The sequence below is a fragment of the Synechococcus sp. Lug-A genome (assembly GCF_024345655.1).
Classification (GTDB): Bacteria; Cyanobacteriota; Cyanobacteriia; order PCC-6307; family Cyanobiaceae; genus MW101C3.
In genome coordinates, this window is sequence record NZ_JAGQBN010000004.1 from 164,792 (window position 1) to 177,044 (window position 12,253).

At 66.0% G+C, this 12,253-nt stretch carries 11 protein-coding genes; 4 read left to right on the plus strand and 7 right to left on the minus strand.

Annotated features, from left to right (window positions below; genetic code table 11):
- Positions 1-972: 972 nt before the first annotated feature.
- Positions 973-1,557, minus strand: coding sequence for a rhodanese-like domain-containing protein (locus KBY86_RS04775; RefSeq protein ID WP_255140403.1), 585 nt, complete (start codon positions 1,555-1,557; stop codon positions 973-975).
- A 77-nt stretch (positions 1,558-1,634) separates the two neighbouring features.
- Positions 1,635-2,063, minus strand: coding sequence for an NUDIX hydrolase (locus KBY86_RS04780; protein ID WP_255140380.1), 429 nt, complete (start codon positions 2,061-2,063; stop codon positions 1,635-1,637).
- Between the two features lie 211 nt (positions 2,064-2,274).
- On the opposite strand from KBY86_RS04780, the gene KBY86_RS04785 reads away from it, so the two are divergent.
- Entirely contained in the window at positions 2,275-3,753 is a 1,479-nt protein-coding gene (locus KBY86_RS04785) for a glycosyl hydrolase family 57 (protein ID WP_399221112.1), read from the plus strand.
- Between the two features lie 29 nt (positions 3,754-3,782).
- Here the strand turns inward: KBY86_RS04785 and KBY86_RS04790 are convergent, their stop codons facing one another.
- A complete protein-coding gene (locus KBY86_RS04790) occupies positions 3,783-4,508 on the minus strand; it encodes a GAF domain-containing protein (protein ID WP_255140405.1) in 726 nt (241 codons plus the stop codon).
- Positions 4,509-4,681: 173 nt separating this feature from the next.
- Between KBY86_RS04790 and KBY86_RS04795 the strand changes: the two genes are divergently transcribed.
- A complete protein-coding gene (locus KBY86_RS04795; protein ID WP_255140381.1) occupies positions 4,682-6,787 on the plus strand; it encodes an ATP-binding protein in 2,106 nt (701 codons plus the stop codon).
- Between the two features lie 21 nt (positions 6,788-6,808).
- Here the strand turns inward: KBY86_RS04795 and KBY86_RS04800 are convergent, their stop codons facing one another.
- On the minus strand, positions 6,809-8,146 hold the full coding sequence (locus KBY86_RS04800) for a cation:proton antiporter (protein WP_255140382.1): 1,338 nt from the start codon (positions 8,144-8,146) through the stop codon (positions 6,809-6,811).
- Positions 8,147-8,357: 211 nt separating this feature from the next.
- On the opposite strand from KBY86_RS04800, the gene KBY86_RS04805 reads away from it, so the two are divergent.
- A complete protein-coding gene (locus KBY86_RS04805; protein WP_255101405.1) occupies positions 8,358-8,564 on the plus strand; it encodes a hypothetical protein in 207 nt (68 codons plus the stop codon).
- A gap of 57 nt (positions 8,565-8,621) precedes the next feature.
- Here KBY86_RS04805 and KBY86_RS04810 read toward each other — a convergent pair whose 3' ends face one another.
- Together KBY86_RS04810 and KBY86_RS04815 are read right to left on the minus strand one after the other, a co-directional pair.
- Positions 8,622-8,771, minus strand: a complete 150-nt coding sequence (locus KBY86_RS04810) for a hypothetical protein (protein WP_158217491.1) — start codon at positions 8,769-8,771, stop codon at positions 8,622-8,624.
- 82 nt (positions 8,772-8,853) lie between these two features.
- The gene (locus tag KBY86_RS04815) at positions 8,854-9,519 is read right to left on the minus strand and encodes an SDR family oxidoreductase (protein ID WP_255140383.1); all 666 of its coding nucleotides are present in this window, start codon (positions 9,517-9,519) and stop codon (positions 8,854-8,856) included.
- Positions 9,520-9,624: 105 nt separating this feature from the next.
- On the opposite strand from KBY86_RS04815, the gene KBY86_RS04820 reads away from it, so the two are divergent.
- Positions 9,625-11,115 (plus strand): FAD-dependent oxidoreductase, encoded by a 1,491-nt coding sequence (locus KBY86_RS04820; protein ID WP_255140384.1) that lies wholly within the window; start codon positions 9,625-9,627, stop codon positions 11,113-11,115.
- A gap of 181 nt (positions 11,116-11,296) precedes the next feature.
- Here KBY86_RS04820 and KBY86_RS04825 read toward each other — a convergent pair whose 3' ends face one another.
- Entirely contained in the window at positions 11,297-12,040 is a 744-nt protein-coding gene (locus KBY86_RS04825; protein WP_255140385.1) for a haloacid dehalogenase type II, read from the minus strand.
- Positions 12,041-12,253 lie beyond the last annotated feature (213 nt).

The following is a 12,253-nucleotide window of genomic DNA, read 5'->3' on the forward strand; positions in this document are numbered from 1 at the left end:
TTCTTGATACAGGCGAAGGAGCAGTATTTGAGTCAGCGGTGCAATTGTGGCGATTGCTACTTGCGTGAAGAGCTGTATCAACCTGGCTTTCAAGCCCGGAAAGCCCTAAGATTGGGCTTGCATCAAGTTCCATAGTTTACATCCGCAGACCATGACTTCAGGAAAACATGGTTCACATTCAAGCGCATCCTCTCTGCAATTTCCTTCATGCCTTTCACTCGTAGACGGCTTTTTTGCAAACTGCCAGCTCGTGTATCAACACAATCAGGACATTGGCGCCCCTGAAGAGGAGGTGATGGCTGTTCCGAGTGAGCTGTCGGCAGAATTCCAAAAACTATCACCTGCGGTCAGGAACTTAGGCAGGGCATTTGAGCTCGGCCTTTTTCATGACTGATGTCATGGTGGCTTCAGTTGGCTTGTTGGAAGCCTTGGGGCATTTCGATTCTACCTGAATTCCTTTCAAGTGCCTTTATCTCAACTCGGTTGCACTCGAATATGATTCGAATATGATCAGAAAGGCTCTCAATTGCAGTTCTGTCTGACGATCCTAATGCCCAGTGCCAGTGCTGGGCTTTCTCTCACTTCTTCCGTTCATTCGATGCATTTTTAGATGCCATTCGGTTGGCGGTGATCGTTCACGAAGAGCATGGTTTCATTGGGATCGCGAGGCTTGGCTTCGACTCTGGCGCTCCCCAGCACTCGTTGAGTTGGATCGAGAATTCCGAGCAAGTTTCAGCACTGCGGGTCCGACCAGTGCTCTCCCGTAGGCATCATGATCCCGTGGGCACCTTGGGCAAGCGAGGAGAAACCACGTCAGCGGCACGCAAGGGTCAGGCTCTTGATCCCAGCTTTAGGACACAGCAGCGCCCATCCATGGCTTGAGCGACACACCCAGTGTTTGGCAGGGGCACCTGCCGCTCCCTCTCCGCCTGGGCAAAAGGGCAGATGCTGTGGTTGCCCTAGACGAGCGCATCAGCGAGTCATCTCTTTAGGTAGACCAGGACGCCTAACATCGCCCGGCAGTGCTAGGAATCCGTAGACGACGGGCTCATATCCACGCGGCAGCAAATTCCAGCCAGCGTCATACACATGCACCCTGCGGGTGGCCTTGCCATCGGCCTCGAACGGCAGGCCCGCATGGGCCCAGGCCAGCGCACTGCCAGCCAGGTTGCGGGCCTCGAACCCTCGCTCTCTGAGCGTTCTGGTGTAATGGCCGCTGCGCACGCCGATGGTGCAATACGGCACTACAAGCCAGGAACGGTAGCGGGCGCTGTTGCGCTCGAACTCTTCGCTGGTGATCGCCCCCGGCAACATCGACGCGCGCCGTTCGTGCGGTTCGCGCACATCCACCAGCACCGCAGGCCGGTCGTTCGGGCGGGTCACCCATTCGCCCACGGAGATCTCCGGCTGGCCGGGAAACTGCTGCAGCTTCATCTCGTCATAACGGCGCTGCACTTCGGCCGCCAGCTCCTGATCGGCGGAGCTGGAGGTGCCTCTGTCACTGCCTTCATCCGAGCGATGCAGCGACAAGCCCGCCACAGCGGTGACCAGAGCCACAGCCAATGCCGCTCTGGCCCTGGCAGTCTTGGACCACGAAGCACCCACCCAACGCAGCCGCTCAGGGCCAGGTCGCTTCATGGCACCCAGCCCTCCTCCACCAGCTTCTCCACCGCCCGCTGCAGCGAGGGGGCCAGCGGGCGCGTTTCCCTGCGGCGGGGGCTCCAGATCGAACCGGTGCGCAGCTCCTCCAGGGACGCCAGCGTCAGATCCTGTCCCTCACGCAGATCGAGCGTATCCAGGGGCAGCGTGATGGTGGTGCGGAAGAAGTGGGCGTCGCGTTGTGGGTTGCGGTGCAGAAACCAGAAAGCGAGGTCTTGCGCCTCCCAGCGGATCTCCTCGCGCAACTCGCGCCGCAGGGCCTGCTCCGGGGTTTCACCCGGATCCAGGTGGCCGCCGAACAATCCCCAGGTGCCTGGGTACACGATGCCCTCGATGTCGTCGCGCAGCTGCAGCAGCCAGCGGCCCTGCTGCTCCGCCATCGCCAGGGCCACCTCCACGCTCATCGCTATTGCCGGCCGCAGACGGATCCAGCTTGGCGCGGGGGGCGAGGAACCAGCTGGCGACCGACCAGTGCGTGAGCAGGGGAAGAACAGCGCAAGACCAGCGGAAGGACAGCGGATGGACATCGGATGGACAGTGCCCGACCAATTCGTGAGCCATCCGGGGCCAGCCCGGGCCGCCGCGACGATGATGACCCTGCCGGCAGCCATCACAATGAGCCACCCAATCCTGCCGCCGATCGCCGGCTCAGAAGCCGAGATCCTTGCCCTGGTGCAGGATTCCGGCCCGGTGTTCCTGCCACGCAGCAACCTGAGCCTGGCGCAGATCCGCTCAGGCTTCGCCTGCGCCTTGCACATGCACCAACCCACGATTCCAGCGGGTGCCGGTGGTGAGCTGATCTCCCACCTTCAATACATGCTGGAGCATCCGGGCGAAGGCGATAACCACAACGCCGAACCCTTTGCCCAGTGCTATAGGCGTCTGGCAGACATCCTCCCCCAGCTGATTGCAGAGGGCTGCAACCCACGGATCATGTTGGATTATTCCGGCAATCTGCTCTGGGGCCTGGGTCAGATGGGCCGCGTCGATGTGATCGAGGCGCTGCAGAAGCTCGCCTGCGACCCCAGCCTCCAGCCCCATGTGGAGTGGCTCGGCACCTTCTGGAGCCACGCAGTGGCGCCCTCCACCCCGATTCCCGATCTCAGGCTGCAGATCCTCGCCTGGCAGCACCAGTTCAAGGCCCTGTTCGGCCCTGAGGCACTGCAGCGGGTGAAGGGATTCTCCCCACCGGAGATGCACCTGCCCAACCATCCCGACACCCTCTATGAGCTGGTGAAGGCGCTCAAGGAATGCGGCTACCGCTGGCTGCTGGTGCAGGAGCACAGCGTGGAACGGCGTGATGGCAGCGGCCTGAGCCAGGAGCAGAAGGTGCTTCCCAATCTGCTGGTGGCGCGCAACTCCAGCGGGGAGGAACTGTCGATCACGGCATTGATCAAAACCCAGGGCTCCGACACGAAGCTGGTGGGTCAGATGCAGCCCTGCTATGAAGCGATGGGGCTGGGCCGGCAGGTGCTGGGAGGCAGCACGGTGCCGTCGTTGGTGTCACAGATCGCCGATGGCGAGAACGGTGGCGTGATGATGAATGAGTTTCCGCCCGCCTTCCTTCAGGCCCACCGCACCATCAGTGCCAAGGGCAGCGAGGCGGACACGGTGGCCATCAACGGCACGGAATACCTGGAGTTGCTGGAGGCGGCTGGGGTGACCTCCGAGCAGTTCCCCCAGATTCAGGCGGTGCAGCAGCACAAGCTCTGGCAACAGCTGAGCGGCCCGCCCAGCCCTGCTGCCACTGAAGCTGCGATCGCCGAGCTCCAGGCCCGGGATTCCTCCTTTTCGATGGCCGGCGCCTCCTGGACCAACAACCTCAGCTGGGTGGAGGGCTACGCCAATGTGCTCGAACCAATGACCAGCCTGAGCGCTCAGTTCCACCAGCTGTTTGCCCCTGAGCTGGCGAGGGATCCCGGTGTCACCGCCACCGAGCCTTACCAGCAGGCCCTGCTGCACCTGTTGTTGCTGGAAACCAGCTGCTTCCGCTACTGGGGCCAAGGCACCTGGACCGACTACGCCAGCGAGATTCACAGGCGCGGCCTTGCCCAGCTGGAGCTCGCAGCCGCCGGTGCCCTACAGGCTGTCTAGACCGCGCCGCAGGTTCGGCTCACCCACAGTCAGCTTTCCGGTGCATCCCCGGCAGGATCCCCCGGGATGGGCTCCACTTCTGGGAAGAAGCGGGCCATGCAGGCGTTGCAGACACCGTGGGAGAACTCCACGTTGTCGTGGCTCTTGATGAAGGCCTCCACGCTCTGCCAGTAGCCGCTGTCGTTGCGGATGCCCTTGCAGTAGGAGCAGATCGGAATCAGCTCCTCCATCACATTGATGCGCTCGAGGGCAGCCGCAAGCTGATCGGACACCCGCTTGAGCTCCAGCTGCAGCACCACCTGATGGGCCAGCACTTCAAGCGAGTGCACCTGCGCGGCGCTGAGTTCACGGGGTTGGCGGTCGATCACGCAGAGGGTGCCGATCTTGGCGCCTTCCGGTGTGCTCAGCGGTACCCCCATGTAAAACACGATGTTCGGCTCGCTGCACACCAGTGGGTTATCACGGAAGCGCTCATCTTCGCGGGCATCGCGCACTACGAGGGTTTGCTCGCCGAGAATGGCGTGCGCGCAGAACGACACATCACGGCTCGTTTCGCTCACCTCCAGGCCCACCTTGGATTTGAACCACTGGCGTTCCTCATCCACCAGGCTGATCAACGCGATCGGCACGTCGCAAAGCTGGGCGGCGAGGTAGGTGATGGCGTCGTACGACGATTCAGCCTCCGTATCCAGGATGCGGTAGTTCTTCAAGGCCTCCAGGCGGGCTGCTTCGCGGGGAGCCACATTCGCGCGCATGGAAAGCCTGATCACCACTGCAAACGTAGGGAACAGGGATCGTGCGCCCTGGGAGGGTTCACATCTCCTCATGGCGCAACGCCAGGCCCTCGCGCAGGCGCGCCTGAGGGGCCGCCGTTGTAGACCAGAGAGACGACGGGCCGTGAGGGCATCTGGCTGGCTGGATCTCCCGCATGTCCGGTGTTTTCCGGTCGGCTCAACGCCAGCCTGAGCTCGCCACATCCGGTTGGAGCCGCCAACGCATTCGCCGCGAGAGCGTTCTCCTGGCCGCCACGATCTTTGGCGTGGCCGCGGTTGCACTCAGTTTCAACTACTGGAGTGCCACCAGGCTGCTGCGCCAGGAGGTGCGCGAAAGCCTGCGCCATCTGGTGAGCATCGCTGCCAGCGAGATGGATCCAGCCCTGGTGGCTGCGATCACCAGTCCCGAGCAGACGGGCAACGCCGATTACCGCCGCGCCAGTGCTCCGCTGCTGAAGCTGCGCCGGCTGGTGCCCGAGATCTTCTACGCCTATGTGTTGGTCAACTCGCCGGAAGGCCTGCGCTTCACGCTTGACAGCACCTATTACATCAAGAATCCGAGGGACTTCGTCAGCCCTCTCACCGTTGGTGAGCTCTACCTCGACCCCTCGGCGGACGCGCTGCAGGCGGCCCGAACCGGCTTGATCCAGATCAGCGCCAGGCCCTACACGGATCAATTCGGCACCTTCATGAGCGGCTATGCCCCCATTCGCAGGAGCGATGGGGAGCAGGTGGGCCTAGTGGGCATCGATTTCTCGCTGGCGCAACTGCAACGCAAGGAACTTCCGCTGCAGCTCACCTTCGGGCTTGGTCTGCTGGGCAGCGCCGGCTTTGCGCTGCTTGCGGCCGGCTTCCATCGCCGTTCCCTCAAGGCCCGTGCCCGAGCGTTTGAAGCCATGGCTTCCGCCGATCGGGCCAAGAGCACCTTTCTCGCCACCCTCAGCCACGAGATCCGCACCCCACTCAATGGCGTCATCGGGATGACGGGCCTCGTGCTGGACACGGAGTTGTCCGCTCAGCAGCGGGAGTGCCTGGAGATCGTGAACAGCTCGGGCGAATCCCTGCTTGCCCTGCTCAATCAGGCGCTCGACTTCGCCCGGATCGAAGCGGGAGATCTGGTGGTCGAGCTGGCGCCGTGCGCACTGCCTGTGCTGATGGAGGAGGTGATCGCCACCTGTCTGAGCCTGGCCAGAGCCAAGGCGATCGACCTTTCGTTGGTGGTGGGCGCAGAAGTGCCGCCGCTGATCCGCACCGACGGCCAGCGCCTGCGCCAGATCCTGCTCAACCTGATCGGCAATGCGATCAAGTTCACCGACGCCGGCCGTGTGGTGGTCTCCGTTCAGGCGGCTGAGGGCACCACGGAGGGCACTGCGAAGGTCAGGCCGAAGGTCATCACGGAGGGCACCGCGGAGGACAACGTGAAGGGCTCCGCCCCCCAAGGAGAGCAACCGGCAACCGCCTTGAGCTTCTCCGTTGTGGACACCGGGGTCGGCATGGCCGCCGATCAGATCGAGCTCCTGTTCCGGCCGTTTTCCCAGCTCACCAGCTCCACCCACACGCCCCACGCCGGCACCGGTCTGGGCCTGGCCATCAGCAGGCAGCTGGTGGAAGCCCTCGGCGGCACGATCCAGGTGGAGAGCCACCCCGGCCAAGGCACCGCCGTGAGCTTCAGCCTGCCGGTGGAAACGATGGCCTCAACGCCCGCTCCGGAGGCGGACGCCGCTGCGTCTGCGCTGGACCCCCTTGCCACAGGGTCTGCTCTGGAAGCTGCGGCCTCTGCAACTGCCCTGGAACCCCCGGCCGCCACACCTCCGTCAGGCCCCTCACCTTCGCTGCCGGCCCAGCCGGAGGGCAGCAGCTTCGCGGCTTGCCATCCCCTGCGCATCCTGCTGGCCGACGACAGCGCCGTGAACCGGCGGCTCTGTGAGCTGATGCTGCGGCGCCTGGGCTATGAACCCGAGTCCGCCGTCGATGGCCAGGAGGCGCTCGAACGGCAGCGCCAGTTCGACCCGGACCTGATCCTGATGGATGTGCAGATGCCGCGGCTGGATGGCCTGGAGGCCACCCGCCGCATCCGCTCCGCCACCGGTGGCGCGGAGCGGCCCTGGATCGTTGCCGTCACCGCCTTCACCACCGTGGAAGATCGGGCAGCGGCCCTGCAGGCCGGTATGAACGAAGTGCTCGGCAAGCCGCTCAAGAGCGAACCGCTCACGGCCAGCCTGGTGCGCGCCCACGCCCGCTGCCGCGCCCATCCGCCATAGGCGTGCAGCCAGGCCCCGGCCTCAGGGGGTGAGCTCCACGGCCTCTGGGGGAGTGGCCAGCACCAGACGCAGCAGCACCGGTGCCAGGAAGGTGGTGCCCATCACCATCAGCAGGATCGCCGCCTCCAGCGACGGACCCAGCACTCCTGTCTGGGTGCCGAGGCCGAGGAAGATCAGGCCCACTTCGCCGCGCGGCATCATGCCCAGCCCCACCGCCAGCCGGTTGGTGGGCTCCTTGCTGAGGTAGCTCCAGCCCGCCGCCACCTTGCTCACCACCGCCGCCACCAGCAGGAAGCCGGCCATCACCAGCCCCTCATGGTTGGCCGTATCGAAGGGGTTGAGCACGGCCAGATCGAGGCCGCTGCCGATCAGCACGAAGAACACGGTGGCGAACAGCGCCACCAGGGGCTTCACCGCCTCCTCGATCGCATGCCGGTGGCGGGAGGAACTCAGGATCAGCCCGCCGGCGAAGGCGCCGAGAGCGGCCTCCAGCCCGAAGGCCTGGGCTGCGAAACAGGCCAGCGAAAGCACCAGGAAGGCCGCCACCACCACTTCACCCGGGGCGCGCAGGCGGTCGAGCAGCCAGTCGAAGGCGGGCGCGGCGGTGCGGCTCAGCAGCAGGGCCACCGCCACGAACACCGCAGCTGCTGCCACCAGCTTCAGCACCGGCGCCAGGGCGAAGCCTTCGCCGCCGGCCAGCGCCACCACCACCGCCAGGATCACGATGCCGAGGATGTCATCGAGCACAGCCGCGCCGATCACGGTCTGGCCGTCGCGGGTGCGCAGAAACTTGAGCTCGCCCAGCACGCTGGCGGTGATGCCGATGCTGGTGGCGGTCATGGCGGCGCCGGCAAAGATCGCCGGCAGCAGGGGCACCCCGAATAGGGCATGCAGCCCGAAGGTGCCCAGAACAAAAGGCAGCACCACCCCGGTGAGCGCCACGGTGATGGCTTGCACCCCCACGGCCATCAGCTCCTCCAGCTCGCTTTCGAGGCCGGTGAGGAACAGCAGGGCGAACAGGCCGATCTTGCCCACCGACTGCAGGTTGCTGAAGCTGTGGTCGTAGATCTCCTGCACCTGGACCGGCTCCACGTGGGCCAGCGAGGCGATCGCGCCCTGGGCGGTGCCGTTGAGCGCACTGGCCAGCTCCGGCGCCAGGATCAGATGCAACCCCGACACACCGATCAGCACCCCGGCCACCAGCTCACCGAGGATGGCCGGCAGGCCGAACCGCACCATCAGCTCGGCCAGGGCGCGGGCGGCGAAAAGGATCACGATGAAGCGACCCGCCTGGATGAGCGTTTCGGCCGCTTCGATCTGATGCCCCCCGGTGGCGAGCAACAGGGCTGGAAGATCCATGGCAGGCGCTCCGCGGTGTGGCGGGCATCCTTTCATCCCTGCCCGGTGAGCGGGCCCACCATGGGCAGACGGCGATCAGAGGGCCTCAGGGTCGGCCACCTGCTCAGCCAAACGAGGCAGCCCTTGAATCTGGCACCAGCGTCTCGCCGTCCACCGGCGCCTTGCGGCACCCCGTCACACTGAATCCCCAGCAGGCCGGCAGGTTCCAGCGATGGGAAGGTCCACCAGGCCATTGCGGCGGCGGCATCGCCACAGCCCGACCCACTCCAGCGAGGTTCCGCCGGTCCGCGCGTCCACGATCTCCCCGGGGGTGGCGATCGCCATTGCCGTGGTGCTGTTCACCCTGCCGCTGCTGCTCACCAACGTGCAGCAGTCGGGCGACCCGCTCAAGGTGCGGCGAGAGCTGCGCAAGTTCTGAGCGGATCCGCCAGCGCTCGCTCGGGGCAAGTGGTCCCTGCGGCGATCTGGCTCCGCCTCAGGGCAGGGTGAAGCCCGAGGTGTTCAGGTGCTTGAGATCCAGCAGCACCACCGCGAACCACCCCAGCAGGGCCAGGCCACCGATCACCGCGAGCACCACCAGCAGGCTGGCCAGCACCGATTTGGAAGAGCCGCTGTCGTTCGGCACGCGCTGGATCGAAGGGCCCTTCACTGTCCCACAGGCCGGCAGCGCCAGCAGCTCACCCCAAAGCCGCTTACGCCACAGCCGCTCACCAGGGCAGCAGCTCGCCGTTGGCGTGCCAGAAGCTGCCGGAGGTGGCGAGGTTGAGCGCATCGATGCGGGCCAGCAGCCCCTGCACCGACTGCTCGACGCTGATGCCCTGCGCCGTGAAGCCCGTCATGCGCGTGCGCACCAGGCCGGGATGAAGGATGGCCACCGCGATGCCGCGTGGCGCCAGGTCAATCGCCAGCGACTTGCCCGCCATGCAGAGCGCCACCTTCGACATCCGGTAGCCGTAGGAACCGCCGGAGCTGTTGTCGGCGATCGAACCCATGCGGCTGGTCATCAGGATCACCTTGGCGCCGGCGGGCAGCTGGGGCAGCAGGGCGCGGGTGAGACGCAGCGGTGCCACCGCATTCACCTCGAACTGACGGCGCAGGCTGATCGGATCGAGATCCTCCAGGCTCGTGCGCTCCAGGATGCCGGCGTTGTGGATCAGTCCATCGATCGCCAGCCCGTCGAGCCGTTGCAGCAAGCCGGCCACGGCGGCATCGGAGGTGATGTCCACGTCCTGCTCGATCCGCACCCCCAGGGCCGCGAGCTCGGCCGAAGCTGTGCGGCAGGCGGCGATCACCGTGTCACCGCGGGCCTTCAGCTGGCGGCAGTATTCGGTGCCGATGCCGCGGTTGGCACCGGTGACGAGGAAGGTGGCCATGGGCGCGTCGAGCGGCACCGCGGGCTCTGGAGACTATCGGCTACAAGAGCGCTGGTGGTACCCGCCGCACCGGCGTCCCCTGCGCCCCGTTGCGATGTTGAACAGATGAGCCTGAACATGTTCGATCCCGTCGATGTGGTGGTGGTGGGCGGTGGCCTGTCGGGGCGGGTGGCGGCTCGGGAACTGCAGGCGGCCGGCCGCTCCGTTCATCTGATCGAGGCCGCAGTGGAACTGGGTGGCCGCATGACCGGCCAACGGGTGGACCTCTCCGGCCCGGGTTCCGCAGTGGCGGCGCCGGCCTCCAGCCCCTGGGTCGATCTGGGCGGCCAGTGGGTCGGGCCCACCCAGACCCGCTTCCTCGCGCTGCTGGAGCGCCACGGCATCCGCCGCTTCGAGTCCCCCCACGACGGTGAGACGGTGCTGGTGTTCGGCAGCACGCGCTGCACCTTCGCCGGCTTCTTCCAGGGGTTCCCGGAAGGCCAGCCGCCAGCCGTGCCCAGCGCCGACTGGGACGACGCCATGGCGGCACTGGAGCGCTTCCAGGCGCTGGTGGAGGAGCTTCCCGAAGGCCACCCGCACCACCATCCGGCCGCCGCCGAGCTCGATCAGCTCAGCTTCCAGGAGTGGATCGACGCCAATACCCATACCCCCTTCGCCGCCTGGTATTTCGCCTACTTCTGTCGGGCCGTGGGCTTCCTTGGTCCGGCGGAACCGGAGCAGGTGTCGCTGCTGCACGTGCTCTGGGGCCAGCGCACCGCCGCCCAGGGCGAGCACCCGGAGGAAGAGCTGCTGCATGGCGGAGCCGGCCAGCTGCCAGCGCTGCTGGCGGCAGACTTAGGGAAAGGCGTCGTGCGGCTGGGGGAACCGGTGCGGGCCGTGAGCCAGCTGGAGCCAGGCGGCCCTGTTCAGGCGGCGAGCGGAGTCCCGGATCAAGCCGATGCGGCAGGCAGCGGCCCCACGGCCGCCCACCCCGTCGTGGTCCACACCGACAAGGCGGTGTATCCCTGTCGTGCGGCGATCGTGGCGATGCCACCGGCCCAGGCCGCCCAGCTGCGCTTCAGCCCGGAGCTGCCCGCTGATCGGCTGGAGCTGCAGCAGCGCATGGAGATGGGCGCCTGCGCCAAGGTGCTGGTGGTGTACCGCACGCCGTGGTGGCGCCAGCAGGGGCTGTCGGGCATCGCGATCGGTGATCGCCCCTGGGTGGAGCTCTGCGCCGACAGCTCCGACCCCGAAAGCGGCACCGGCGTGCTGGCGGCCTTCGTGGTGGGTCACCGCTATGCGCGCTGGGCACCGCTGGATGCCGAGGCGCGAAGGCAGGCGGTGCTGGGCGATCTGGCCACCTATCTCGGCCCACAGGCGCTCGAACCCGTGGCCTATGTGGAAAAAGACTGGCCTGCCGTGCCCTTTGTGGGCGGTGCCTACGCCGCCTGGATGCCTCCGGGGCTCTGGAGCCGTTGCGGCGATGCCATGCGCCGGCCCCACGGGGCGGTGTACTGGGCCGGCACCGAAGTGGCCGAGCGTTGGCCCGGCTTTTTCGACGGAGCCGTGCGCAGCGGCGAGGAAGCGGCGGCGGCAGTGCTGGCGCAGCTGGGCTGAGCGCGGAGCCGGCTGAGCGGCGGTGCGTGGGGCCGGCTCAATAGAGGTGCGTGGCGGGCCGGCTCAGCCCACACCCATGCTGGTTTCCCCCCATCCGTGTGGGCGGCTTCCGCCTCCTGAGGCAGGGATTGCAGCTCGCATGGGCGGCGGATTCAGCCACCTCCTCACGACTGATCCGTTCTCAAGTGGAGGCGGCCTCAACACCGGCAGCGTTCACGATCTCCAGCACGTCTGCGAGCTCGCTCAGGCTGCTGACAGGCACATCGATCCAGCTCTCGGGGGTCAGGTCGGTGTCAACACCGGGACCGAATTCAAGCGGGCGGGCAATGAAGGCTGTGCGCATGCCGAAGGCACGTGCTGCTTTGAGGTCGTATTTGTGGCAAGCCACCATGAGGATCTGACCGGGCCTGTAGCCGAGAGAATCGACCGCCAGCTGATACACAGCGGCAGCGGGCTTGTAGGCCTGCACCAGTTCGGCTGTCAGCACGGCATCGAAAGGAAGCCCTGCCCGCTTAACGATCGACACCATCGTGGCCATGCCCGCATTCGACAACGTGGAGGTGACGTAGCTCTGACGAAGGCGGCGTAATCCTTCAACCGTGTCCGGCCAGGGTTCCAATCTCGACCAGATCCCATTGAGTTGATCGCGCTCCGTAGTGGAAAAGTGGCTGGCAAGGCCGCGATCCTCCAACAGCACATCGAGTGTTTCGCGGTAGATCTCCACGACCGGAAGCCAGGGCCGATGCCCGCAGATCACGGCATCGAGCACCTCTCGGTAGAGCGCGCGCCATCCCGACGACATCACTGCCCAGTCGATCGAGAGTGACTTCGCCTGGTTGATGCTGTCTCCCAGGCGAAGCAGCGGGCGGTAGAAATCAACGCAGGTGCCCTGCACATCAAAGGTGATCGCCTGGACCGCGCGCAATGCGGTGCAGCATTCATCAGAAAGTGCTGCGGCTATTGCTGAAGCCACCATCCGATCCCTCGTTCCAACCATTGTGGGCCTCACGACATTCCGGTCGGCCGCCGTCTGATCGGCCAGGTGATCGGGCGCGCTGGGAGCGCCAGGGGGCCCGCCACCAATTCCTCCAGCTGCCTGCAGCGGGCTCAGCCCAGCACGGCTGAGCGCCACTGGCCG